A 22,493-nucleotide genomic window follows, 5' to 3' on the forward strand; every position below is an offset into this window, starting at 1 on the left:
GTTACGCGGCGTCCCCGGCGGGTGCGGTCCGGTCTGTGGGCAGGCTGAACACAACGACCGTCATGGCGCACCTCCTTCGCCGGTTGTCTCGATGAACCCGATCCTGGCGCGGGTTCCCGGTTCGCGCAACGGAATTACTCGGGCGCTTGGCCGGAGCCGGACACAGGGGGATATCTTGAGGGCAGTCGATTCCGGGAGAAGGTGAGCGCCGCATCATGACCGTCGTCCACGGGCTGCGAGAGCAGGCGCTCGGCTGGCAGGACATCCCGGTGGACACCCGGTCGGCGCTGGCTTTCCAACTCGGTGCGGGCGTGGTGCAGGCGCTGCGCCAGGACGCCGAGATCCCCGGCTCGGTCGCGGTGCGGCTGCTGCTCGACGACGGTCGGTGGGCGTTCGTCCGCGCGCTTCCCGCCCTGCATCCGCGCGCCAGCGGGCTGCGCGCCGAGGCCGAGACCACCGCGCTGCTGCCCAGGACCGCCCCGGTGCCCGAGGTGTTCGGTGTCGTGGACGGGGAATGGCTCGCCGTGGTGTTCAGCGACCTGGACGGGGCGCGAGTGAACCTGCGGCCCGGTTCCCCGGACTGCAGCGCGATGTTCACCGCGATCGGCAGGGCCGTGCGGACCCTGACCCCGTGCCCGGTGGCCGGGGCTCCCGAAGCGCTCACCGAACTCGACGGCCTGCTCAGTGTCTGGCGCACGCCCGGATCGCTGCCGTCCGGACTCGATCCCTGGCTCGAGTCCAATGTGGACTCGCTGGCCGCCGTGGAGACCGCGTGGCATCCCTGGTCGGACGGGGATACCTTGCTGCACAACGATTTGCGCCCGGACACCCTGGTGCGCACCGGGACCGGCCAGGTGCTGATCACCGGCTGGCAGCGGCCGTTGCGGGGTGCGGCCTGGCTGGACATCACTCCGTTGGTGCCCTATCTGCTCGTCGCCGGGCACGCCATCGCCACCGCGGAAAAGCTCGTGCTCTCCCGTCCCGAACTGCGCGCCGTGCCCGCCTGGGCGGTCACCGGCTACGCGGCCGCGCTGTGCGGATACTGGCAGTTCGCCTCCCGCTGCCCCGAACCGCCCGGTTCCGCGGGTCTGCGCGAACAGCAGCGCAAGATCGCCGCGGCCGCGCTGCGCTGGGTACGCCACCGCACGCGTTGGTGACTCAGATCACAGTACGGCCTGTCGAAATCCTCTCGTCCGCTCCGACCTCAGCGGACCCATCGGAGAGAGGAGAAGGACATGGGACAGCCCATCGCGCACTTCGAGATCATCGGCACCGATCCGGCGCGGCTGCGCGGCTACTACGGGGAACTGTTCGGCTGGCGGTTCGGCCTCGGTGACGCCGCGAGTGAACACGTGTCCGCCCCGGAGCAATACGGCTTCGTGGACGGGGAGAGCACCGGCGGGATCAACGGCGGGATCGGTGGCGGGCCCGGCTACGGCAGCAGGGTCCTGGTCTACGTCGCGGTTCCGGATGTCGGGGAAGCCCTGCGCAGGGCCGAGGAACTTGGCGGTGCGCGCCGGTTCGGGCCGATCCGCCGGGACGGGTTCGCCGTCGGCCAGTTCACCGATCCGGAGGACAACGTGATCGGCCTGGCGGGTGCGCGATGACCGTGACCGGAGCGCACACCGAGGTGCGCCTGCGGGTGGATCTGCCGGTGGACCAGTTGTGGGCACTGGTGAGCGATGTGCCCTCCTACGGCCGCTGGAGCCCGGAGTGCGTGCGCACCGAATGGCTCGATCCCGGGGCAGGTGCGCCGGAAGCCGGTGACCGGTTCACCGGGCACAACGAGTTCGGGAACGGGTTCAGCACCGATGCGTTGTGCGAGGTGACCGAGGTGGGGAAACCGCACGTGTTCGCCTGGGCGGTGCTGGACGAGAACGGGGACGCGGGATCGCTGTGGCGGTACGTGCTCACCCCGGAAGGCAGGCGAACCCTGCTCTCGCACGAATTCCGGCACGGATCCGGGCACACCGTGGCGCGTGAGATGGCCGCGGACGATTCCGGTTTCCTGGCGCGCAGGCTCGCCGAACTGCGTGCCAACATGCAAGACTCGCTCGCCGCGATGCTGCACGGTGTCGGCTATCAGGAGGTGTCCGCATGAAATACCTGTTGCTCATCTACAGCAACCCGCGCAACTGGGCGCATCCCACCTTCGAGCACACGCCCGGATTCCTGGCGATGCCCGAGGCCGAACGCGCCGAACTGCTCGAGCAGAACGCGGAACTGGAACGGGAAATGAGCGAGTCGGGGGAATTCGTGGCCGGGGTTCCGCTCGCGGATCCGGTGCACACCAGGACCGCGCGGGTCCGGGACGGACTTCCCGCCACCACCGACGGGCCCTATGTGGAGTCGAAAGAGGCGCTCGCCGGATATTTCGTGCTCGACTGCGCGAGCATGGAACGGGCCGTGGAGATCGCGGAACGTTTTCCCGACGCCCGCTTCGGCGGGGTCGAGGTGCACCCGATCATGGAATTCTCCGGTCAGGAAATGTGACCGGCCGCCGGGAAACCGGGGACCTGCTGCGCTCCCTGGCGCCGCGGGTCCTCGGTGCGCTGCTGCGCCGCTACGGCGATTTCGAGGCGGCCGAGGACGCGGTGCAGGAGGCGCTGCTCGCCGCGGCGCGCAGCTGGCCGGACACCGGCTTGCCCGAGCAGCCCGAAGCCTGGCTGATCCGGGTCGCCGCGCGCAGACTGGTCGACGAAGTGCGCAGCGAGGCGGCGAGCCGGGCGCGCGAACAGCGCTACACGGCCCTGGAAACGCCGGTCACCGCGCAGCCAGCGGACGCAGCGCAGCCCGAGGACACGCTGACCCTCCTGTTGCTGTGCTGTCACCAGAGCCTCGATCCGCCCGCGCAGATCGCGCTCACCCTGCGCGCGGTCGGCGGGCTGAGCACCACCGAGATCGCCAGGGCCTTCCTGGTCCCGGAAACCACCATGGGGCAACGCATCAGCCGCGCCAAGAAACGCATCAAGGCCGCGGGTGCGCGGTTCGTTCGACCGTGCGGGGCCGAACGGGCGCAACGGCTGCGCAGTGTGCTGCACGTGCTCTATCTCGTTTTCAACGAGGGCTACACGGCGAGTTCGGGTGACCGGTTGCGCCGCGGCGAGCTGACCGAGGAGGCCATCCGGCTCGCCCGCCTCGTGCGGGAACTGCTCACCGGAGACGGTGAGGCCACCGGCCTGCTCGCGCTGATGCTGCTGCTCGACGCGCGCCGGTCCGCGAGGGTCGATGCGGATGGTGGTCTCGTCCCGCTCGCCGAACAGGACCGTTCCCGATGGGACCGCGTCGCGATCGAGGAGGGCAGCGCGCTGCTCACCGAGGCCCTGTCCAGCGCGCCGGTCGGCCCTTATCAGCTCCAGGCCGCGATCGCCGCCGTGCACGCCGAGGCGCCGGACTGGCAGCGCACCGACTGGAGCCAGATCGTCCGGCTCTACGAACTGCTCGCCGCGCTCGAACCCAATCCGATGGTCACGCTCAACCAGGCAGTGGCGGTCGCCATGGACCAGGGCCCGGATGCCGGGCTCGCCCTGCTCGAGCCGCTCGATTCCGATGCCCGTACCGCGGGGCACCACCGGCTGCACGCCGTCCGCGCGCATCTGCTCGAACTCGCCGGGGATCTCGCGCGGGCCCGGGACTGCTACCGGAAAGCGGCCAGCCTGACCACGAGCGTTCCCGAACAGCGTTACCTCACCGGGCGAGCCGACCGGCTCGGGTGATCACCAGGCGCGGCGGCCGAGCTGGGCGAGCAGCCTGGTCTGCGCGTCCGCGCCCTCCGGCGGGGTCAGCGCCGCGGCGAACAGGCCACCGGTGGCCACCTGCTCGGCGTTCTCGGCGACCCATGCCGCGGTCGCCTCGAGCAGATCCCCGGGCAGCGCCCGGTCGAGTCCGGCCGCGGTGCGCAGGTCCCACAGATGGGTCGTCACATCAAGGGTGTGGATCCGCAGGAACTCGCGCAACGCGAGCCCGCCGAACCCGGCATGCTCCCGATCGAGCTCCGCTTCCGCCAGGTCCGTCTCGGCCGCCGTGCGGGCAGCCACCCAGGTGGCGAGTGGATCGGCGCCGCAGAGCGGGCCCGGCGGCTCGTGCGCGAACCGTTCGTCCGGCGGCTGACCGTTCCCGATCACCGAATGCAGGAACTGCACCCCGCCGAGCACGTGGCCGACCAGATCGCGGACCGTCCACTCGGTGCATGGGGGCGCCAGTTCCCACACCGGCTCGGTCAGTTCGCCGAGGGTCGCCTCGAACTCGGCGAGCGCGTGCCGGTAGGTATCGGTGATCGTGTGCTCCGGCATGCGGATCGCCCCTTCGCGAATTCGGGTGGGACGATCCCAGGGCACAGCCGTCACGAGCAGCCGGTGTTCGCCTTTCGCGCCCTGTCCAGCGCACCGGCCGCCTTCGTGGCCCTCTCCTGCGCCTGCTTCCGCTCCGCACCGGCCTGCGCGGCATCGGCACTGAGCTGGGCGGCCTCGGCCAGTGCGTTCGCCGCGTCCGCCTGGGTGTGCGCGGATTCCGCGGAACCGGCGGCGCTGTCCCCGGGACCGGTGTTCTTCGCGGTCCCGTCGGCGCTGTCGGCGGCGGCGTTCGCCTTGTCCGCGGCCTGCTTGGCCTTGTCCGCCTTCGCCGCGACCGCCGTCAGCTCCGCATCGGTGCGCTTCTTTGCCTGTTCCGCGGTCGTGACCGCCTTCTGCTGGGCGGCGCACTGGGCCTCGGTCTTCCCCGAACCGCACGCCGCGGTGGCCAGGGTCGCCGCGATCGCGCTGACGAGCAGCGCACGGCGGAGTGCTTGCGGTGCTGTGGACATCGTTCTCCCCGGTTCGTCCTGGACGGCGGTCACCGCCCGAGCCGGGTATCGGTACCGGCCGAGGAGCCGTTACCGCGCGCTCACCCCCGATTCCCCGCCGCCCCGCTATTCGGGATGCTCGCCGACGCAGAACTCGTTGCCCTCCGGGTCGGCGAACACCGTCCAGCTGAGTCCGGGTACGGAATGCTCGCCGAGCACGGTCGCGCCGAGGCCGGTGAGGCGTTCGGCGGCCGCGGCCCGGGGTTCGCCGCCGAGGTCGAGATGCACCCGGTTCTTCCCGGCCTTCACTTCGGGAACCCGTTGCAGGCCGAGTCGTACGTGTTCCCCGCCGAGCAGGACGAACTCGCCGTAGTCGGCGAGCACCCGCACGCCGAGCGCCTCGGTCCAGAATCCGGCCAGTCTCGCCGGATCCGCGCAGTCGATGGTCACCATGCCGATGCTGAGTGTCATGCGCGGCAGGTTAGCGCCGGGGTCGGACAGTTTTATCCGGTTGAGCCGCGCCCGGCGGCGCGCGTTACTCTGCACCGGTGATTACCAGGATGTCCGCGCTGTTCCTTCGTACCCTCCGCGAGGATCCGGCCGACGCGGAACTGCCGAGCCACAAGCTGCTCGTGCGCGCCGGCTATGTCCGCCGCGCCGCGCCGGGCGTGTTCACCTGGTTGCCGCTCGGGCTGCGCGTGCTGCGCAATATCGAACGCGTGGTGCGCGAGGAGATGAACGCGATCGGCGGCCAGGAGATCGAGTTTCCCGCCCTGCTGCCGCGCGAGCCGTACGAGGCCTCCGGCCGGTGGACCGAGTATGGCCCGCTGCTGTTCCGCCTCAAGGACCGCAAGGGCGCGGACTATCTGCTCGGCCCGACGCACGAGGAATTGTTCGCGCTCACCGTCAAGGGCGAGTTCTCCTCGTACAAGGACTACCCGCTTTTCCTGTACCAGATCCAGACGAAATACCGGGACGAGGCGCGGCCGCGCGCGGGAATCCTGCGTGGCCGCGAATTCGTCATGAAGGATTCGTACTCCTTCGATCTCGACGACGAGGGACTGAAGCAGTCCTATCAGCGGCATCGCGAAGCCTATGTGCGCATCTTCGACCGTCTTCGGCTGAACTACGTGATCGTGGCCGCGCTTTCCGGGGCGATGGGTGGTTCGGCGTCCGAGGAATTCCTCGCGGAGAGCGAATTCGGTGAGGACACCTTCGTCCGATCGGATTCCTCGGACTATGCCGCCAATGTGGAGGCCGTGATCACCCCGCCGCCGGCCGAGCGGCCGATCGAGGATCAGCCGCCCGCGGTCAAGCATCTGACGCCGAACACGCCCACCATCCAGACCCTCGTGGATCACCTCAACGGGATGGACCTGGGCCGTACCTTCACCGCAGCGGACACCCTGAAGAACGTGCTGCTGAAGCTGCGCCAGCCGGGGAGCACGGAATGGGAACTGCTCGCGATCGGGGTTCCCGGGGATCGCGAGGTCGACGAGAAGCGCCTGGAGGCCGCACTCGAACCGGCCGAGGTCGCCATGCTCACCGAGGAGGACTTCGCGGCGAACCCCTTCCTCGTCAAGGGATACATCGGCCCGAAAGCCTTGCAGGACAACAAGATTCGTTACCTGGTCGATCCGCGGATCGTGTCCGGCACGGCCTGGGTCACCGGCGCGGACGAGGCCGATCACCACGTGGTGGACCTGGTGTGCGGCCGTGATTTCACCCCGGACGGCACGATCGAGGCCGCCGAGGTGCGCGCGGGCGATCCCTCGCCGGACGGGCAGGGCAAACTGGTGGCCGCTCGCGGTATCGAGATCGGGCACTGCTTCCAGCTCGGCCGCAAGTACGCGGACGTCTTCGAACTCGACGCGCTCGGCGCGGACTCGAAACCGATCCGGATCACCATGGGGTCCTACGGGATCGGGGTCTCCCGGCTGGTCGCGGCGATCGCCGAGCAGTCGCACGACGACAAGGGCATCATCTGGCCGCGCGAGGTCAGCCCGTTCGGGGTGCACATCGTGCTCGCCGGTAAGGACGAGCAGATCCGGACCGAGGGCGAGCGCATCGCGGCCGAACTCGACACGGCCGGGATCGAGGTGCTGCTCGACGACCGTCAGGTGAGTCCCGGGGTCAAGTTCTCGGACGCCGAACTCGTCGGGGTGCCGACGATTCTGGTGGTCGGGCGCGGACTGCGGGACGGTGTGGTCGAGGTACGGGACCGCTTCACCGAAGAGCGCTCCGATGTGCCGGTCGGCGAGGCGGTCGAACGACTGCTCACCGCCGCGCGATGACCGCGCAGCCGTACCGCGAGCGGCCGAGCGCCCTGCCCGGCGCGCTGCTCTGGTGCGGCTCGAACCCGGTCGACGGGATGCAGACCGTGCTCCCGGACGGGTGCATGGATCTGATCTATGCCAACGGAAAGCTGATCGTGGCCGGTCCGGACACGCACGCGCACCGGGTCCCGGTTCGCTCCGCTGACCGTTGCCTCGCGCTGCGGTTCGCACCGGGTCAGGCGCCAGGGGTGCTCGGCGCCCGGGCGGACGAACTGCGGGACACGAGGGTCGACCTCGGCGCGCTGTGGCCGGACAAAGCGGTGCGCCAGGCGCGCGAGCTCGTCCAGCTCCACGGTGCTCGTGGGCTGGAAACCATTGCCCGGCAACGGTTTTCCGGATCCGACCCGTTCGCGGGCGCGGTGCTCGAGCTCGCCGCCGGTGGCGCGCCGGTCGCCCGGATCGCCGCGGAGACCGGATACGGGCCCCGCCAACTGAACCGGCGCTGCGCCGCGGTTTTCGGCTACGGCGCGAAGACCCTGGCGCGGATCCTGCGGCTGCGCAGGGGACTCGCCCTCGTCGCCGAGGGCGCACCGCTGGCTGAGGTCGCGGTGCGCTCCGGGTACGCCGATCAGGCACATTTCTCCCGGGACGCGCGGGCACTCACCGGACTGCCGCCGAGCAGGCTGGTGCGCTGATGTGGGAGGAGATCACCACTGGCAGGTCCGGGGCGCGGGTGCGGCGCGGAACCGGGGTGTACCGCAAGTCCGGTCCCGGCTGCGCGGCCGAGGTCGAACGGCTGATCTGGTTGCGCGGCTTGGGTTTCCCCGCTCCCGAGGTGCTCGACAGCGGGCCGGGGTGGTTCGAGATGCGCGCGGTCGCGGGGCGGACCGCCGACCAGTGGTGGCCCGAGCACCTGCGTGCGGCGGTGGTGGATGCCCTCGCCGATCTGGCCCGCGCACTGCACACGATCACCGAATGCCCGTTCGACGCTAGCCTCGAGGTGACCGTGCCACGCGCCCGCGCGGCAGCCACCGAAGGCCGGATCGACCTCGAGGATCTGGACGCGCACCGGTCGGGCTGGAGCACAGCCGAACTGCTCGCCGAACTCGAGGCCACGCTGCCCGACAGCGAGGACCTCGTGCTCACCCACGGCGATCTGTGCCTGCCCAATGTGGTGCTCGACCCGGAGACCGCCGAGGTGACCGGGATCCTGGACGTTGGCCGGCTCGGGCTCGCCGACCGGTACGCGGACCTGGCGCTGACCACCCGCAGCCTCGCCGACGAACTGCTCAATCCTGCCTATGGTTCCGCGGCGAGCGGCCGGTTCCTGAACCGCTACGGCGTGGCGCCGGATCCCGTGCGGCTGGAGTTCTACCGGCTGCTCGACGAGTTCTTCTGACGAGGCTCACCGCATGTACCGAACAGGATTGGCCGTCGCCGGGGCCGCGGCCGCGCTGGCGTGGGGCGAATGGTTGAACCGGCGGTGGTCGCGCTCCCTCGTCGGGACCGGTGGTGGCGTTTCCGAGGCCGTGGTCGTGCTCGGATACCGGAACCCCTCGGGCAAGGTGAACGTCATCAACCGCTGGCGAGTGCGGGCCGGGCTGCGCTCGGTCACCGCGGATCGGCGGGACACCCGGGTGATCTTCAGCGGGGGCGCGACCGGTCACGGTCCCGCCGAAGCCCGGCTGATGGCCGACTACGCGATGTCGGTGCTCGCGTTCGAGGGCCGGGTGCTCCTCGAAGACCGCAGCAGGTCGACGTGGGAGAACATCACGAACGTCGTCCCGCTGCTCGAGGACACCGACCGCATCAAGATCGTTTCGCAACCGGCCCACGCGTTCAAGGCCCGCGTGTACCTGCGGCGGCAGCGACCCGATCTCGCCACCCGGCTGGTGCCCGCGAAGGACTACCGCCCCGGAGAGTGGCTGCCGCTCAAGCCGGTGCTCGCCGTCTACGGACTGTGGACGCTGCGCAAGCTGCGGCGGTAGTCACGCCCAGGCGAACAGGTCGACCGGGTTCCCGTCGGGGTCGTGCACCGTCGCATACCGCTGTCCCCATGGCGCGTCCCACGGTGCCGTCTCGCCGTGATATCCGGCGGCCGTCAGTGCCGTATACGTACTGTCCACTTCGGACGGTGTGGCGCACAGGAAGGCGAGCGCGGTACGCGGATGACCGCTCGGTGCCTGCCAGCCGGGAACGAAGGAGCACACGCTTTCCTCGGTGTCCCAAGCGATCCGCAGCCCACCGGGCAGCGTGGCCTCCACGTGCGGGCCCTCGTGTTCCCGGGGTGTTTCGATACCGAGCGTGCGGTAGAAGGCGAGCGAAGCTTCGAGGTCGGCGGTGACGATGCCGATCATGTCCAGTCGTGGTGTGGTCATGCCGGGGACGGTAGCCGCTGCGCGCGGTGGGCGTCTTGACGAAATCGGTCATGCGGCATCGCGCAGGGAGGCGATGATCCTGTCGATATCGCCCTGCGCGGGTGCGTCCGGCACACCCTCGTCGTAGCAGATCAGGACCACGACATTGCCGATGTTCGCGGTGAACCCGACCGCGATCGCGGTGCGTTTCGGCGCCCCGCACTGCTGGCTGATCGGGACCGCGCTGACCTTCGCCATCCGCGCCGGTTTGCCCCCGTACACGGTGGTCGCGGTGACCTGCGGGGTCGGCATGTGCGGCAGTGTGTTCTTGTCCGAGGCGGCCAGGGTGACCAGGTTCGTGGCGAGGTTGCGCACCGCCATGTCCTTGTCCACCGAACGGCTCACCGTCTTCCACGCCACGAATCCGCGGGACACGTGCGCATCGTCGAGGCAGTACCCGCTCTTGTAGGTGGAGACGGCGTGCCCGGAGAGGATGTGTTTGCCGTCCTTGCTCTGATAGCCGGTGAGCAGGCCGGGTTTCTCGACCTTCCAGCCGGGCGGGACGTCGTAGGCGGTCTTCTCTCGCAGATCCTTGACGCCCTGCCAGCCCTTGTCCCCGGTGACCGCGGGAACGCTGACGTCCTTGGCGGTCAGGCCGTCGGTCTTGACGCTCGGCGGGGCGGGCAGGCTCGCCGATGCGGGCGCCGAGGACGGTGCCGCCTGCTCGCGGGAATCCCCGGAATTCAGCAACAGCAAGGGAATCAGCACGGCGGCAAGCACCACGACGAGCCCGAGCGCGGACAGTACGAGGACTTTTCCACGGCCGCGCTTGGGTGGTTGCGGGGCTGGGGAGAAATACCCGAGACCGCCGTAACCCGACCGCGGATAGTCGCCGTGCTGATTCATGCGGGCCAGCGTAGTTCAGCCGAATCCGCGGGTGAGCCCGTGCACCACCTGTTCGGTCGCGGAGAGGTCGGTGAGTACGTGATCGGCATCGGCCAGCTCGGCTGCGCCGAACTTGCCCGTGGCGACCCCGACCGCGAGCACCCCGTTGGCGTGCGCGGCCGCGATGTCCGCCGGTGAGTCACCGAGCACCACGATCCGATCCGGCTCGCCGTGCGCGTGTGTGGCGTTCCGGATGGCCGCCGCGACCAGATCGGCGCGTTCGGTGGACAGATCGCCGAATCCACCGAGCGAGATGTCGATGTGTTCCCCGAGCCCGAAGGCCCCGAGCTTGTGTTCGGCGACCGGGCGCAGATTCCCGGTCACCAGGCTCTGCACCGCCTGCTCCTCGGCGAGCGCGGCCAGTACCTCGTGCGTGCCGGGCAGGGCGACCCCCAGTTCGGCGAGCCGGTCGGCCTCCGCGGTGACCTCTTCGATGAGTGCGGCGAACATCCGCTCGACGAGCTCATCGCTGGGCGGCACGCCGTTCTCGCGCAGTACCCCGGTGGTGATGGCGCGCTCGGTGCTGCCCGCGAACTCGGGCGTGTGGGTCAGCTCGGCACCGGTGACCGCCCGCAGCGCGTTCGCGTACCACCGGCTTCCCTGACCGGTCAGATCGAGCAAGGTCTGGTCTATATCCCAGAGAATCAACCGCATGCGTTCACCGTAGCGTCCCGCGCGCGGTCTCCGGGGCGCTGATCATCCCGAGCACGGTCAGCAGCAGACACCCGGCGAGAGTGATCGCGATCGGGGCCGGGGACCCGGTCGAGCGCAGCATCGCGGTTCCGGCCAGCGGTGCCGCGGCCCCGGCGAGCACGGTGGCCGACTGGTATCCGAGCGAGACACCCGAATACCGCACCGTCGTGGTGAACAGCTCGGCGTAGAACGCGGACTGCGCCCCGGTGAGCACTCCGTGGCAGGCGAGGCCGATGCAGACCGCGAGCACGAGCAGGCCGAAGTCCCTGGTCGCGACCAGCGGGAAGAACGCGGCCGTCCACGCGCCCGCCGCGATGGCCGCGGTGATCGCGACCGGGCGCCTGCCCAGCCGGTCCGAGGCGAGCCCGCCGAGCAGCATCGCGGCGACCTGGACGAGCGAGCCGATGGTGACCGCGGCGGTCGCGGCGGATTTCGGCAGCCCGAGCGTCCCCGCGTACACCAGCAGGAAGATCGTGAACACGTAGAAGGCCGCGTTCTCCCCGACCCGCGCGGCGAAGATGGCGAACAGGGCGCGCGGCTGCTCCCGCAGCACCCGCAGCAGCGGTGCCCGCTCCGGGCGTGCGGTGCGCAGCGCCTCGGTGAACAACGGGGATTCGGTCACCCGCATCCGCACCCACAGCCCGATGAGCACCAGCACGATGGAGGCGAGGAACGGGATCCGCCAGCCGATCGAGGTGTAGTGCGTCCCGCTCAGTGCGGCCGCCGCGGCCAGTGCCCCGGTCGCGAGCAGATTCCCGAGCGGGCCGCCCGCCTGCGGCCACGCCGTCCAGAACCCGCGCCGCCGGGCCGGACCGTGTTCGGCGACCAGCAGCACCGCGCCGCCGAACTCCCCGCCGAGCGCGAAACCCTGCACCAGGCGCAGCACGGTGAGCAGGATCGGCGCTGCCGCCCCGATCCGTTCGTAGGCGGGGAGGACACCGATCAGTACCGAGGCCAGCCCCATCGTGAGCAGGCTGAGGAACAGCAGCCGTTTGCGCCCGATCCGGTCCCCGAAATGCCCGGCGACCAGTCCGCCGATCGGCCGGGCCGCGAACCCGACGGCGTAGGTGACCAGCGCCTGCAGTACCCCGAGCAGCCCGTCCGAACCGGGGAAGAAGACCGGGCCGAGCACGGTGGCCGCGGCCGCTCCGTAGAGGAAGAAGTCATAGAACTCGACCGTGGTGCCCGCGACCCCGGCCGCGATGACCGTGGCGAACCGGGAGCGGGGCGGTCGTGGCAGCTCTGACACGAACCCATACGTCTACCGGGACCGCGGCAGCGCGTCAACCGGCCAGAAAACTCAATCGCACACTGCGCACCGGGTTGTCGATGTTCGTGTCCACCAGGCACACCGACTGCCAGGTGCCGAGCGCGAGGACCCCGCCGAGTACCGGAACCGTGGCATACGGCGGAAGGAAAGCGGGCAGCACGTGATCGCGCCCGTGTCCCGGCGAACCGTGCCGGTGCCGCCAGCGGTCGTCGCGCGGGAGCAACTCGTCCAGCGCGGCGAGCAAGTCCTCGTCGCTTCCCGCCCCGGTCTCCAGTACCGCGAGCCCCGCGGTGGCATGCGGAACCCACACGTGCAGCAGCCCGTCCACCGCGCCCGCCTCGCGCAGCGCGCGTTCGCAGTCCCGGGTCAGGTCGCGCACCACGGCGTGATCGCCGGTGCGGATGTCGAGCTCGGTGCTGTACACATCGGCGACTGTACCCGTGACAGGATTTCGTGCCATGCGACGCTGTTTCGGCCAGGAATTCGACGTCCCGCTCGGTTACTGCAACACCACGAGTATCGGGATCCCGCCGCGCTCGGCCGCGGCCACCGCACACGAGGTGATCGACACCTGGGCGAGCGGGGGATTCTCGGCGCACGATTTCGACGCCCCGGTGGCCACCGCCCGGTCCGCCTTCGCCGAACTGGCCGGAGTCCCCGCGGACAGCGTGGCGATCGGCTCGAGCGTCGCCGAACTGGTGGCCACCGTCGCGGCGAGCCTCGGCGAGGGGACCAGGGTGCTGGTGACCGAAGGGGAGTTCACCAGCACCACGTTCCCGTTCGCCGCGCAGGCCCATCGCGGGATCACGGTCACCGAAACCGCCCCGGACCGGTTACTGTCCGAAGTGGACGGTCACGATCTGGTCGCGGTGAGTCTCGTGCAGTCCGCGGACGGCCGGATCCTGGAACTCGATTCGCTGCGCGAGGCCGTGGAACGCGCGGGGGCACGGCTGCTGCTCGATGTCACCCAGGCCGCCGGCTGGCTCCCGCTGCGCCTCGACTGGGCCGACTACGTGGTCTGTGCCGGGTACAAATGGCTGATGTGCCCGCGCGGGGCCGCCTGGCTCGCGGTCCGCGAACCCGAACGGCTGAACCCCGTGCACGCGAACTGGTACGCCGGGGAATCCCCCTGGGAGACCGTCTACGGCCTGCCGCTGCGCCTCGCCGGGACCGCGCGGCGCTTCGACCTGTCCCCGGTGTGGTTCTCCCAGGCCGGTGCGGCGGCGGTGCTGCCCTGGCTCTCCGGGCTCGACATGCACGCCGTCGCCGAACACAACATCGGCCTGGCCAACGCCTTGCGCGCCGGGCTCGGCATGGCACCCGGGAGCACCGCGGTGGTCTCGGCGGATCTCGGGGAACGCACCGAAGGACTGCGCGTGGCCGGGATCCGCGCGGCGATCCGCGCCGGGCGCAGCCGGTTCGCCTTCCACCTCTACAACACCGAGGAGGATGTGGCCGCGGTGCTCGAGGCCGTGACTCGCCCGATACGGTGAACGGGTGCAGGTATCCGAGGAGCAGACCGGTCCGATCAGGCGGGTCCAGGGCACACGCCGGTTCGGCAACGGGGCGAAGCTGGCCGCGCTCGTCGCGATCGCCGTGATCTCCGGGGTGGTCTGGTGGCTGGCCAACCGGGACGGCTCGGGCCAGGAACCGGAGCAGGCGGCCGGCCAGTCGAACACGCCGGAAAGTTCGGCCGCGAACAAACCGCGATTCGAACGGGTCGGCGGGCCGGTGGACGGCGACGACTGCCGTAAACGCTCCTACGGGACCGCGAAGAAGTACTTCAAGGAGCACAACTGCACCGCGCTGCACCAGGTGCTCTACGCCAGCGAAACCGAGCACGGCAAGGTGCTCTCCTCGGTGTCCACGGTGACCATGGCCAGCCCCGGCGATGCGAACGGGCTCAAGCGGCTCACCGACTCGGACGGCACCGGCAACGTCACCGACCTGGTCACCGCGGGCGTCCGGCTGCCCGGCGGGCCGAAGACGGTCAAGGGCAGCGGTTACGCCTCGAAGGTGCGCGGTAACACGATGATCGTGGTGGAGAGCGGTTTCTTCGACAGCTCCCAGCACGGCGACGCGTTCCTGACCAAGGTCAGCAAGGCCGCGCTGGCCAAGGGCTGAGGTTTGCCTCCCGGGAGGCGCTGCCGCGCTGCTACGTCCCGGGAAGCGCTGCCGCGCTGGGTACCTGCCCCGTGAGCTTGCGCCACCGGGTCGCCGCGACCGCGCTGTAGGTCAGCGCGTGCAGGGCCGTCTCGCGCAGCGGCACATCCTCGGTCCGCTCCAGTACCGCGCGCCAGGTCGCGGCGCAGTCGCGCTCGGCGACCGCGAGCAGCCGCATCGCCGAGTCGGCGTCGGTGACCGGTTTCGGTGTGGCGTAGCCGGGCTGCTGGGCGACCGGTTGCCCGCCCCCGTCCCGGATGAGCCGTTCCGCGCTGTCCCGCTCGGCGCGGTGCGTCGCCGCTGCCTTGGTCACCGTCTGCTGCTCACCGGCGGCCACGAACGCGGAGGCCAGCCCGTAGCTCCACACCGCGGCGTGCTCGGCGGCGAGCGCCTGCTGCAGCGCGTCGATCTCGTCCTCGGATGGCGTACTCATGTGAACAACTCCCGGAGCGCGGCGCAGCCCGCGGCCACCGAGCCCACGAGTCCGGCGCGGTAGGTCGGCACCGTGGGGACGAGCGCGCCGGCCGCGTCCTGGGCCTTGGACAGGGCCGAGGTGAGCGCGCCGACCGCGGCCGTCCGGTCCTTCGGCGCGGCGGGCCCCGGCGAGTTCGAGGCGGTGGTGCTCGTGGTGGTCCCGGCGGCGCGGCCGATCTCCTTGCGCAGTGCCGCCTCCTGCGCCCGGCGGGCCTTGCCGATCGCGCGGGCCGCGGCCAGATCGGGGTGGGCGGCGAACACGGCCTCGGCCAGTGCCGCGTCCTGATGCGCGGAATCGGCGAGCGCGATCAGCGGATCCGGTGTCGAATCACCACCCGTGCATGCCGAAAGCAGCCCGCCGGCCGCGAGCACCCCGGCACCCGCCCCCGCGAGCCGGATCGCCGTACGGCGATCCGGTCTGTTCGCCGATGTCACTGAATCATCCCATCGCGCACTCCTCACGAGAGGTAATCCTGCCAGGTGACCGGGACAGGTGAGCGCATCCCCTTTTCCGACGAGTGCCTAACGTGGATATGCGAGGTTCGCCGGTAGGGTTCCGGTAAGTTGCCGGTGCCGCGACGGCCGGTGCAGCGTGGGACAACGCAGGAACGACGAGAGGTGACAGGTGTCGAGCAAGAGCGGGGCAGGGGGGCAGAAGGCAGGCGGTGGGCTTGCCGAGCTGAAGGCACGCCTCGAACCGATCGTCGAGTCGGCGGTCACCGGCATCGGTTACGAACTCGACGACCTCGAGCTCGCCCAGATGGGCCGGAAACGCCAGGTGAAGGCGATCGTGGACGCCGAGGGCGGGATCGAACTGGACGAGGTCGCCAGTATCTCCCGAGCGGTGTCCAAGGCACTCGACGAGCATGAGGACGTACTCGAGGGGTCCTATACCCTGGAAGTCACTTCACCCGGACTTGACCGGCCGCTGACCAAGCCACGGCACTGGCGCCGCGCCCGGGCCCGTCTGGTGAAGCTGACCTTCGCCGACGGCGGTTCGGCGAAGGCCCGGGTCGGCGCGGCCGACGAGCGCGAGGTCCGGTTGCTGTTCGACGCCAAGTCGGTCAGGACCGTCGGATACACCGAGATCCAGCGCGCCGTTGTCGAGGTCGAGTTCCGCAAACCGCCGACCGCCGAGCTCGAGCTGCTCGGCCTACAGGACCAGGAGGGGTCGGAATGAACGTGGATATCGCCGCGTTGCGGGCGATCGAGCGGGACAAGGACATCCCCTTCGACACGGTGATCGAGGCCATCGAGTCGGCGCTGCTGACCGCGTACCGGCACACCGAGGGACACCGGCAGGGGGCGCGGATCGACATCGACCGCAAGACCGGGATCGTGCGGGTGCTCGTCGAGGAACGCGACACCGAGGGCGAACTGGTCACCGAGTACGACGACACCCCGGAAGGGTTCGGCCGGATCGCCGCGACGACCGCACGGCAGGTGATCCTGCAGCGGCTGCGCGACGCCGAGCACGAGAAGACCTACGGCGAGTTCTCCGCGAAGGAGGGCGAGATCATCGCCGGGGTCGTGCAGCGCGACGCGCGGGCGAACGCGCGCGGCATGGTCGTGGTCGGGATCGGCGGGGAGACCGAGGGCGTGCTCCCGCCCGCCGAGCAGGTGCCCGGTGAGCGCTACACCCACGGCAGCCGGATCAAGTGCTTCGTGGTCGGTGTCTCGCGCGGGATGCGTGGCACCCAGATCACCCTGTCCCGCACTCACCCCAACCTCGTACGCAGGTTGTTCGCGCTCGAGGTTCCGGAGATCGCGGACGGCACGGTGGCCATCTCCGCGGTCGCCCGCGAGGCCGGGCACCGCTCCAAGATCGCCGTGCACTCGACGGTGGCCGGGGTCAACGCCAAGGGCGCCTGCATCGGCCCGATGGGTGCACGGGTGCGCAACGTGATGAGCGAACTGGCCGGGGAGAAGATCGACATCATCGACTACTCCGAGGACCCGGAGGCGTTCGTCGGCAACGCGCTGTCCCCGGCGAAGGTCGTCTCGGTGCGGGTGCTGGATCCGCGCACCAAGACCGCGCGGGTGATCGTCCCGGACTTCCAGCTCTCCCTCGCGATCGGCAAGGAGGGCCAGAACGCGCGGCTCGCGGCCCGGCTGACCGGCTGGCGGATCGACATCCGCTCGGACGCCGCGGTCGAGTCCGAGCAGGACGCGGTGCTCGCGCACCCGGACGATCCGACCCCGGAAACGCTGAGCCAGCCGCCCGCTTCACCTGCCGAGAGCGCCCAGCCGTTAACCGGTTCGCCACAGGATTCCGGCAGGGGCTAGACTTGGGTAGTGCTCGGCGCCGCGAGCTTGTCTCGGGCTGCCCTGGCGGTCGACTGGGTGACAATCGCACCGGCCAGGGGATGACAGTGCCCGAGTCGTTCGGGCCGATTCGCACCTGTATCGGGTGTCGGCAGCGTGCGGCGAGCTCGGCGCTGTTGCGTGTCGTGGCGGGAGACGACGAATTGGTCGTCGACCTCCGGCGCAGGCTTCCAGGCCGGGGCGCGTGGTTGCACCCGGATCGGGAGTGCCTCCGCCTCGCACAGCGGCGCAACGCCTTCGAACGGGCACTGCGTGTGCGAAGGCGGTTAGCCGTGGCTCCGGTCGCGGCGTACCTCGGTACGGGTGATTGAACCCGGAGCGAGGACAGCGGTGCGGGAAATGCCCGTACCCGTGCAAGGACTGAAAGTAGGTCGACCCGTCATGAGTCAGCCGTGAAGCTGAAGCCATGAACGCACGACAGTAGGACGAGGTCGAGCGGGCTCGTGCCGCCCGGCCTCCCCAGATGAGGAGAGCAGTGGCAGGCAAGGCCCGGGTGCACGAGCTCGCGAAGGAGCTCGGAGTCACCAGCAAACAAGTACTCGCCACCCTGAAGGACATGGGCGAGTTCGTGAAGTCGGCGTCCTCCACGGTGGAGGCGCCCGTCGCGCGGCGGTTGCGCGACTCCATGGGAGCGAGCAACGGTTCCGCCGCGAAATCCGCGCCGAAGCAGGACGCGGCCGCCAACCAGGCGAGCGCACCGTCCGAGGCTCCCGCGAAACCGGCGGCCCCCGAAGCCCCCGCCGCTCCGGCGAGCGAGGCTCCGAAACCGTCGGCCGTTCCGGGTCCGAAACCCGGCCCCAAACCCAGCGATCCGGCGGCCGCCAAGCCCGGCCCGAAGCCGGGTCCCAAACCAGGCCCGAAGCCCGAGACACCGCAGCAGCCCCCGGCGGCCGCCGCGAAGTCCGAGCCGACCGCCCAGGGCGATCAGTCCGCTCCGGCCGACAAGAAGCCCGAGCAGGGACAGGGCGGCCCGGGTTCGCAGGGTGGTCAGGGCGCCGTCGTCCCGCCGCGTCCGCAGGCTCCCAAGCCGCGCGCGCCCCGGGTCGGCAACAACCCCTTCGGTGTCGGCGGTGGAACCCCGACGCCCAAACCACCGCCGGCCCAGCGCCAGGGCGGCGGTGACCGCCAGCGCGGTGGCGGGCAGCGTCCCGCGAACCCGCAGGGCGGCGGTGGCGAACGTCCGGCCGCCGCGCAGGGCGGTGGCTCGCGGCCGAGCCCGGGCAACATGCCCCCGCGGCCCAACCCGGGCATGATGCCGCCGAAGCCGGCGCGTCCGGCCTCCGGTGGCCGTGGTGGACCCGGCGGTGGCCGCGGTGGCGGCGGCCGTGGCGGCCCCGGCGGTGGCCGTGGCGGTGCCGGAGCTCCCGCGGGCCGTGGTGGTCCCGGTGGCGGTGGCGGCGGCTTCCGTCCCGGTGGCGGCGGTCCCGGCGGCCCCGGTGGTGGTCCCGGCGGTGGCGGCGGCGGTTTCCGAGGCGGTCGCAGTGGCGGTCGCGGCAGCGCGGCCGGTGCGTTCGGCAGGCCCGGTGGCCCCTCCAAGCGCGGGCGCAAGTCGAAGCGGCAGAAGCGCCAGGAGTACATGGAGAACATGCAGGCGCCGTCGGTCGGCGGCGTGCGCCTGCCCAAGGGCAGTGGCGAGGTCGTCCGGCTCGCCCGTGGCGCCTCGCTGACCGACTTCGCGGAGAAGATCGACGCGAACCCGGCCTCGCTCGTGCAGGTGCTGTTCCACCTCGGTGAAATGGTCACCGCGACCCAGTCGGTCTCCGACGAGGTGCTCGAGCTGCTCGGCACCGAGATGAACTACAACGTGCAGGTCGTCTCGCCCGAGGAGGAGGACCGCGAACTGCTCGAGTCCTTCGACATCACCTATGGCCAGGACGCGGGCAGCGACGAGGACCTCCAGGTGCGGCCTCCGGTCGTGACCGTCATGGGTCACGTCGACCACGGTAAGACGCGACTGCTGGACACCATCCGCAAGTCCAACGTCATCGAGGGCGAAGCGGGCGGGATCACCCAGCACATCGGCGCCTACCAGGTCAGTGCCGAGGTCGACGGGAACCAGCGGCTGATCACCTTCATCGACACCCCCGGTCACGAGGCGTTCACCGCCATGCGTGCCCGCGGTGCGAACTCCACCGACATCGCGGTGATCGTGGTCGCCGCGGACGACGGGGTCATGCCGCAGACGGTCGAGGCGATCAACCACGCCAAGGCGGCGAAGCTGCCGATCGTGGTCGCGGTCAACAAGATCGACAAGGAAGGCGCGAACCCGCAGAAGATCCGCCAGCAGATGGCCGACTACGAGGTGATTCCCGAGGAGTACGGCGGGGACACCATGTTCGTGGACATCTCGGCGCGCCAGAACGTCAACATCGAGGGGCTGCTCGAGTCGATCCTGCTCACCGCGGACGCGGCGCTGGATCTGCGGGCGAACCCGCGGATGGAGGCCCAGGGCGTCGCGATCGAGGCGCACCTCGACCGGGGCCGTGGTCCGGTGGCGACCGTGCTCGTGCAGCGCGGAACCCTGCGCGTCGGTGATTCGGTCGTGGCCGGTGAGGCCTACGGTCGCGTGCGCCGGATGGTGGACGAGCACGACCAGGACGTCACCGAGGCGACGCCGTCCCGGCCGGTCCAGGTCATCGGGTTCACCTCGGTGCCGGGCGCCGGTGACTCCTTCCTCGTGGCCGACGAGGACCGGGTCGCGCGGCAGATCGCCGACCGGCGGCGGGCCAGGGAGCGCAACGCCGAGCTCGCCCAGCGCCGCAAGCGGGTCAGCCTCGAGGACCTCGACTCCGCGTTGAAGGAGACCTCGCAGCTGAACCTGATCATCAAGGGTGACAACTCGGGTACCGTCGAGGCGCTCGAGGCCGCACTGATGAAGATCGACATGGGTGAGGAAGTCGAGCTGCGCGTGCTGCACCGCGGCGTCGGCGCGATCACCGAGGGCGATGTGAACCTCGCGACCGCGGACAACGTCATCATCCTCGGGTTCAACGTGCGGGCCGAGCGCAAGGCGACCGAGCTCGCCGCGCGCGAGGGCATCGACATCCGGTACTACTCGGTGATCTACCAGGCCATCGAGGAGATCGAGGCGGCCCTGAAGGGCATGCTCAAGCCGGAGTACGAGGAGGTCGAGCTCGGCCGCGCCGAGGTGCGCGAGCTGTTCCGCTCCTCGAAGATCGGCCTGATCGCCGGATGTCTGGTCACCTCCGGGTTCATCCGCCGCAACGCGAAGGCGCGGGTACTGCGCGAGAACGTGGTGGCGAAGGACAACCTGTCGATCAGCTCGCTCAAGCGGTACAAGGACGATGCGACCGAGGTCAAGGACGGGTTCGAGTGCGGTATGACGCTGCATCCGAACCAGGACCTCAAGCTCGGGGACGTCATCGAAACCTACGAGCTGCGCGAGAAGCCGAGGAGCTGACGCGCACGCGTCGAACCCGGCGAATGTGGGTGTAGGCATGTATGTCGGTGCGCTCGAGTGCGACGTGCTGCTCGGCGATGTGCGATCGCTGAAGCAGAAGCGCGCACTCGTGCGCCCCGTACTCGCCGAGCTGCGGCGGCGGTTCGAGGTCAGCGTGGCCGAAGCGGGTCATCAGGATCTGCATCGGCGTGCGCTGCTCGGCGTCGCCTCGGTCTCCGGCGACCACACCCATCTGCGGGAAGTACTCGAAGCCTGTGAGCGGCTGGTTGCGGGGCGACCGGAACTGGAGCTGCTCAGTACCAGGGTGCGCGTCCTCGGACCGGAGGACGAGGCGCCCGCAGGAACACCGTGACGATGTGAAGGAGGGGAGCGCGATGGCCGATCCGGCACGCGCTCGCAAGCTCGCCAAGCGGATCAGCCAGATCGTGGCCTCCGCGCTCGAGCACGAGGTGAAGGATCCCCGGCTGGCCAGGGTGACGATCACCGATGCCAAGGTCACCGCCGATCTGCGGGACGCGACGGTCTACTACACGGTGATGCCCGAGGATCTCGGTTCCCGGCCGGACAACGTGTCCGCCGCGGCCGCGCTCGAATCGGCGAAGGGCGTGCTGCGCACCAAGGTCGGCGCGGGCACCGGGGTGCGGTTCACACCGACCCTGACCTTCGTGCAGGACACCGTCGGCGAAGGGGCCGCGCGCATCGAGGAGCTGCTGGCCAAGGCACACGAGGCGGACGCGGAGGTCGCGCGCCTCGCGGGTACCGCGCAACCGGCGGGCGATCCGGATCCCTATCGCCGCAACGACGAGGAATAGCTCGGACCGAGGACGCCCGCCGCCGGGAAACCGGAGGTGGGCGCCTTTCGTGTCACTTCGTCGCGAGGAACACCCGGGTCTGCACCTCGTAGCTGATCGAGTCGGCGTCCCCGCGCTCGGCGTCGATCCGCGCGGCCAGTTCGGCGGCGTACTCGGCGCGCCGCTTCTCGTCCGGGATCATGTCCCAGAACGTCCGCATGCCGTGACTGAACGTCCAGTCCACAAAGGACTTCCCGGATCCCGCGGTGACGGTGATGGAATCGGTGCGCGCGAGCGGATCGGTGAACCCGGCGGTGCGCAGATCGCCGAGCAGGTGATCCGGATGCAGTGAGGGGAACGCGGTGATGGCCTCGTCGAGCCTGGCCCGCAGTTCCGTACGGCGCTCGGGCATGGCCTCGTCGATCATGGTCTGCATGTCGAACGGGCCGATGCGCCAGTCCAGCGGGGAACTCCCGAAGCCCGGGGCGGTGAACGCGAGCGTGCCGCCGTCGCGCAGCAGCGCGTGGTAGCGGCCGAACGCGTCGGCGAGTTCCGGGATGAAGATGATGCTCATGCTGCCGAGGATCTGATCGAAGCTTCCCGCGGGATAATCGGGATCCGAGCCGTCCATCCGGTTCACCGTGACATTCCCGAACCCGCGTTCGTGCGCTTCCTTCGCAGTGGCCTCGACCATGCCCTCGGCGAGATCGATGCCGATCACCGAACCCGAGGTGCCGACCCGCTCGGCGACCGGGAAGAGCACCGCACCCCGGCCGCAGCCCACGTCGAGTACCCGCTGCCCGGGGCGCACCCCGGCGTGCTCGATCAGCTTGGCCGCCAGCGGTTTGAAGAACTCGACCCCGGTGTCGTACGTCCCGGCGTTCGCGGAGAAGACATCGATGAACGTGCTCTGATCGACACCGGTCACGGTGGCACCTTCTAACGTTGGGTAGTCACATCCACGCGGGCGGTACCAGAAGTTACTCTTGGGTATCGGA

At 70.2% G+C, this 22,493-nt stretch carries 28 protein-coding genes; 17 read left to right on the top strand and 11 right to left on the bottom strand.

Annotated features, from left to right (window positions below):
- Positions 1 to 215 precede the first annotated feature (215 nt).
- From AD72_RS15975 to AD72_RS15995, 5 genes are all read left to right on the top strand, one after another.
- Positions 216 to 1,157, top strand: coding sequence for a phosphotransferase family protein (locus AD72_RS15975; protein WP_031467310.1), 942 nt, complete (start codon positions 216 to 218; stop codon positions 1,155 to 1,157).
- A 78-nt stretch (positions 1,158 to 1,235) separates the two neighbouring features.
- Positions 1,236 to 1,607: a VOC family protein gene (locus AD72_RS15980; RefSeq protein WP_031467311.1), complete on the top strand. Its 372-nt coding sequence runs from the start codon at positions 1,236 to 1,238 to the stop codon at positions 1,605 to 1,607.
- Positions 1,604 to 2,101 carry an SRPBCC family protein gene (locus AD72_RS15985; RefSeq protein WP_051898669.1) on the top strand — a complete coding sequence of 166 codons (498 nt, stop codon included), beginning with the start codon at positions 1,604 to 1,606 and terminating at the stop codon, positions 2,099 to 2,101. The genes AD72_RS15980 and AD72_RS15985 overlap by 4 nt, the downstream gene beginning before the upstream one ends.
- Complete coding sequence (locus tag AD72_RS15990) at positions 2,098 to 2,493, top strand: YciI family protein (protein WP_031467313.1); 396 nt, start codon at positions 2,098 to 2,100, stop codon at positions 2,491 to 2,493. The genes AD72_RS15985 and AD72_RS15990 overlap by 4 nt, the downstream gene beginning before the upstream one ends.
- Positions 2,490 to 3,716: an RNA polymerase sigma factor gene (locus AD72_RS15995; protein ID WP_031467314.1), complete on the top strand. Its 1,227-nt coding sequence runs from the start codon at positions 2,490 to 2,492 to the stop codon at positions 3,714 to 3,716. The genes AD72_RS15990 and AD72_RS15995 overlap by 4 nt, the downstream gene beginning before the upstream one ends.
- Here AD72_RS15995 and AD72_RS16000 read toward each other — a convergent pair whose 3' ends face one another.
- The 3 genes from AD72_RS16000 to AD72_RS16010 form a co-directional block, all read right to left on the bottom strand.
- The gene (locus tag AD72_RS16000; RefSeq protein WP_051898670.1) at positions 3,717 to 4,292 is read right to left on the bottom strand and encodes a TIGR03086 family metal-binding protein; all 576 of its coding nucleotides are present in this window, start codon (positions 4,290 to 4,292) and stop codon (positions 3,717 to 3,719) included.
- A gap of 50 nt (positions 4,293 to 4,342) precedes the next feature.
- The gene (locus AD72_RS16005; RefSeq protein ID WP_055731202.1) at positions 4,343 to 4,801 is read right to left on the bottom strand and encodes a hypothetical protein; all 459 of its coding nucleotides are present in this window, start codon (positions 4,799 to 4,801) and stop codon (positions 4,343 to 4,345) included.
- Between the two features lie 105 nt (positions 4,802 to 4,906).
- Positions 4,907 to 5,251: a VOC family protein gene (locus AD72_RS16010; RefSeq protein WP_031467317.1), complete on the bottom strand. Its 345-nt coding sequence runs from the start codon at positions 5,249 to 5,251 to the stop codon at positions 4,907 to 4,909.
- 77 nt (positions 5,252 to 5,328) lie between these two features.
- On the opposite strand from AD72_RS16010, the gene AD72_RS16015 reads away from it, so the two are divergent.
- Genes AD72_RS16015 through AD72_RS16030 form a run of 4 tightly spaced genes read left to right on the top strand, consistent with a single transcriptional unit; the run spans position 5,329 to position 9,044 of the window.
- A complete protein-coding gene (locus AD72_RS16015) occupies positions 5,329 to 7,074 on the top strand; it encodes a proline--tRNA ligase (RefSeq protein WP_031467318.1) in 1,746 nt (581 codons plus the stop codon).
- A complete protein-coding gene (locus tag AD72_RS16020; RefSeq protein WP_031467319.1) occupies positions 7,071 to 7,751 on the top strand; it encodes an AraC family transcriptional regulator in 681 nt (226 codons plus the stop codon). Before AD72_RS16015 ends, AD72_RS16020 begins: the two co-directional genes overlap by 4 nt.
- Positions 7,751 to 8,455: an APH(3') family aminoglycoside O-phosphotransferase gene (locus AD72_RS16025; RefSeq protein ID WP_031467320.1), complete on the top strand. Its 705-nt coding sequence runs from the start codon at positions 7,751 to 7,753 to the stop codon at positions 8,453 to 8,455. The genes AD72_RS16020 and AD72_RS16025 overlap by 1 nt, the downstream gene beginning before the upstream one ends.
- 13 nt (positions 8,456 to 8,468) lie before the next feature.
- The gene (locus AD72_RS16030; RefSeq protein ID WP_031467321.1) at positions 8,469 to 9,044 is read left to right on the top strand and encodes a YdcF family protein; all 576 of its coding nucleotides are present in this window, start codon (positions 8,469 to 8,471) and stop codon (positions 9,042 to 9,044) included.
- Here AD72_RS16030 and AD72_RS16035 read toward each other — a convergent pair whose 3' ends face one another.
- From AD72_RS16035 to AD72_RS16055, 5 genes are read right to left on the bottom strand one after another with little or no spacing between them, the layout of a single operon-like run.
- On the bottom strand, positions 9,045 to 9,434 hold the full coding sequence (locus AD72_RS16035; RefSeq protein WP_037346064.1) for a VOC family protein: 390 nt from the start codon (positions 9,432 to 9,434) through the stop codon (positions 9,045 to 9,047).
- A 48-nt stretch (positions 9,435 to 9,482) separates the two neighbouring features.
- Complete coding sequence (locus tag AD72_RS16040; protein ID WP_031467323.1) at positions 9,483 to 10,319, bottom strand: DUF8017 domain-containing protein; 837 nt, start codon at positions 10,317 to 10,319, stop codon at positions 9,483 to 9,485.
- A 15-nt stretch (positions 10,320 to 10,334) separates the two neighbouring features.
- The gene (locus AD72_RS16045) at positions 10,335 to 11,012 is read right to left on the bottom strand and encodes an HAD family hydrolase (protein WP_031467324.1); all 678 of its coding nucleotides are present in this window, start codon (positions 11,010 to 11,012) and stop codon (positions 10,335 to 10,337) included.
- Positions 11,013 to 11,016: 4 nt separating this feature from the next.
- Complete coding sequence (locus AD72_RS16050) at positions 11,017 to 12,300, bottom strand: MFS transporter (RefSeq protein ID WP_031467325.1); 1,284 nt, start codon at positions 12,298 to 12,300, stop codon at positions 11,017 to 11,019.
- Between the two features lie 34 nt (positions 12,301 to 12,334).
- Complete coding sequence (locus AD72_RS16055) at positions 12,335 to 12,745, bottom strand: YjbQ family protein (protein ID WP_031467326.1); 411 nt, start codon at positions 12,743 to 12,745, stop codon at positions 12,335 to 12,337.
- 34 nt (positions 12,746 to 12,779) lie between these two features.
- Between AD72_RS16055 and AD72_RS16060 the strand changes: the two genes are divergently transcribed.
- Positions 12,780 to 13,814 carry an aminotransferase class V-fold PLP-dependent enzyme gene (locus AD72_RS16060; protein ID WP_031467327.1) on the top strand — a complete coding sequence of 345 codons (1,035 nt, stop codon included), beginning with the start codon at positions 12,780 to 12,782 and terminating at the stop codon, positions 13,812 to 13,814.
- A gap of 4 nt (positions 13,815 to 13,818) precedes the next feature.
- Positions 13,819 to 14,445, top strand: coding sequence for a hypothetical protein (locus AD72_RS16065; protein WP_037346066.1), 627 nt, complete (start codon positions 13,819 to 13,821; stop codon positions 14,443 to 14,445).
- A 31-nt stretch (positions 14,446 to 14,476) separates the two neighbouring features.
- On the opposite strand, the gene AD72_RS16070 is transcribed toward AD72_RS16065, so the two are convergent.
- Together AD72_RS16070 and AD72_RS36630 are read right to left on the bottom strand one after the other, a co-directional pair.
- Positions 14,477 to 14,917, bottom strand: coding sequence for a ferritin-like domain-containing protein (locus AD72_RS16070; RefSeq protein ID WP_031467329.1), 441 nt, complete (start codon positions 14,915 to 14,917; stop codon positions 14,477 to 14,479).
- Positions 14,914 to 15,393 carry a hypothetical protein gene (locus AD72_RS36630; protein WP_031467330.1) on the bottom strand — a complete coding sequence of 160 codons (480 nt, stop codon included), beginning with the start codon at positions 15,391 to 15,393 and terminating at the stop codon, positions 14,914 to 14,916. The genes AD72_RS16070 and AD72_RS36630 overlap by 4 nt, the downstream gene beginning before the upstream one ends.
- A 190-nt stretch (positions 15,394 to 15,583) precedes the next feature.
- On the opposite strand from AD72_RS36630, the gene rimP reads away from it, so the two are divergent.
- The 6 genes from rimP (at position 15,584) to rbfA (ending at position 21,516) form a co-directional block, all read left to right on the top strand.
- Positions 15,584 to 16,138, top strand: a complete 555-nt coding sequence (rimP, locus tag AD72_RS16080; RefSeq protein ID WP_051898672.1) for a ribosome maturation factor RimP — start codon at positions 15,584 to 15,586, stop codon at positions 16,136 to 16,138.
- A complete protein-coding gene (nusA, locus tag AD72_RS16085; RefSeq protein ID WP_037346068.1) occupies positions 16,135 to 17,244 on the top strand; it encodes a transcription termination factor NusA in 1,110 nt (369 codons plus the stop codon). Before rimP ends, nusA begins: the two co-directional genes overlap by 4 nt.
- 80 nt (positions 17,245 to 17,324) lie before the next feature.
- The gene (locus AD72_RS35660) at positions 17,325 to 17,594 is read left to right on the top strand and encodes a YlxR family protein (RefSeq protein WP_082468977.1); all 270 of its coding nucleotides are present in this window, start codon (positions 17,325 to 17,327) and stop codon (positions 17,592 to 17,594) included.
- A gap of 164 nt (positions 17,595 to 17,758) precedes the next feature.
- The gene (infB, locus tag AD72_RS16090; RefSeq protein ID WP_031467333.1) at positions 17,759 to 20,704 is read left to right on the top strand and encodes a translation initiation factor IF-2; all 2,946 of its coding nucleotides are present in this window, start codon (positions 17,759 to 17,761) and stop codon (positions 20,702 to 20,704) included.
- A 37-nt stretch (positions 20,705 to 20,741) separates the two neighbouring features.
- Entirely contained in the window at positions 20,742 to 21,056 is a 315-nt protein-coding gene (locus AD72_RS16095) for a DUF503 domain-containing protein (RefSeq protein WP_031467334.1), read from the top strand.
- 22 nt (positions 21,057 to 21,078) lie between these two features.
- Positions 21,079 to 21,516, top strand: a complete 438-nt coding sequence (gene rbfA / locus AD72_RS16100) for a 30S ribosome-binding factor RbfA (protein WP_031467335.1) — start codon at positions 21,079 to 21,081, stop codon at positions 21,514 to 21,516.
- A 52-nt stretch (positions 21,517 to 21,568) separates the two neighbouring features.
- On the opposite strand, the gene AD72_RS16105 is transcribed toward rbfA, so the two are convergent.
- Positions 21,569 to 22,423 (bottom strand): class I SAM-dependent methyltransferase, encoded by an 855-nt coding sequence (locus AD72_RS16105; RefSeq protein WP_051898673.1) that lies wholly within the window; start codon positions 22,421 to 22,423, stop codon positions 21,569 to 21,571.
- Positions 22,424 to 22,493: the final 70 nt, after the last annotated feature.

Origin of the sequence: Sciscionella sediminilitoris (assembly GCF_000737195.2) — a bacterium.
Lineage (GTDB): Bacteria > Actinomycetota > Actinomycetes > Mycobacteriales > Pseudonocardiaceae > Sciscionella > Sciscionella sediminilitoris.

Coding starts and splice junctions, on each gene's coding strand:
- AD72_RS15975 (WP_031467310.1), top strand. CDS start 216: ATGACCGTCGTCCACGGGCTGCGAGAGCAGGCGCTCGGCTGGCAGGAC.
- AD72_RS15980 (WP_031467311.1), top strand. CDS start 1,236: ATGGGACAGCCCATCGCGCACTTCGAGATCATCGGCACCGATCCGGCG.
- AD72_RS15985 (WP_051898669.1), top strand. CDS start 1,604: ATGACCGTGACCGGAGCGCACACCGAGGTGCGCCTGCGGGTGGATCTG.
- AD72_RS15990 (WP_031467313.1), top strand. CDS start 2,098: ATGAAATACCTGTTGCTCATCTACAGCAACCCGCGCAACTGGGCGCAT.
- AD72_RS16000 (WP_051898670.1), bottom strand. CDS start 4,292: ATGCCGGAGCACACGATCACCGATACCTACCGGCACGCGCTCGCCGAG.
- AD72_RS16005 (WP_055731202.1), bottom strand. CDS start 4,801: ATGTCCACAGCACCGCAAGCACTCCGCCGTGCGCTGCTCGTCAGCGCG.
- AD72_RS16010 (WP_031467317.1), bottom strand. CDS start 5,251: ATGACACTCAGCATCGGCATGGTGACCATCGACTGCGCGGATCCGGCG.
- AD72_RS16020 (WP_031467319.1), top strand. CDS start 7,071: ATGACCGCGCAGCCGTACCGCGAGCGGCCGAGCGCCCTGCCCGGCGCG.
- AD72_RS16025 (WP_031467320.1), top strand. CDS start 7,751: ATGTGGGAGGAGATCACCACTGGCAGGTCCGGGGCGCGGGTGCGGCGC.
- AD72_RS16030 (WP_031467321.1), top strand. CDS start 8,469: ATGTACCGAACAGGATTGGCCGTCGCCGGGGCCGCGGCCGCGCTGGCG.
- AD72_RS16035 (WP_037346064.1), bottom strand. CDS start 9,434: ATGACCACACCACGACTGGACATGATCGGCATCGTCACCGCCGACCTC.
- AD72_RS16040 (WP_031467323.1), bottom strand. CDS start 10,319: ATGAATCAGCACGGCGACTATCCGCGGTCGGGTTACGGCGGTCTCGGG.
- AD72_RS16045 (WP_031467324.1), bottom strand. CDS start 11,012: ATGCGGTTGATTCTCTGGGATATAGACCAGACCTTGCTCGATCTGACC.
- AD72_RS16060 (WP_031467327.1), top strand. CDS start 12,780: ATGCGACGCTGTTTCGGCCAGGAATTCGACGTCCCGCTCGGTTACTGC.
- AD72_RS16070 (WP_031467329.1), bottom strand. CDS start 14,917: ATGAGTACGCCATCCGAGGACGAGATCGACGCGCTGCAGCAGGCGCTC.
- nusA (WP_037346068.1), top strand. CDS start 16,135: ATGAACGTGGATATCGCCGCGTTGCGGGCGATCGAGCGGGACAAGGAC.
- AD72_RS35660 (WP_082468977.1), top strand. CDS start 17,325: ATGACAGTGCCCGAGTCGTTCGGGCCGATTCGCACCTGTATCGGGTGT.
- AD72_RS16095 (WP_031467334.1), top strand. CDS start 20,742: ATGTATGTCGGTGCGCTCGAGTGCGACGTGCTGCTCGGCGATGTGCGA.
- rbfA (WP_031467335.1), top strand. CDS start 21,079: ATGGCCGATCCGGCACGCGCTCGCAAGCTCGCCAAGCGGATCAGCCAG.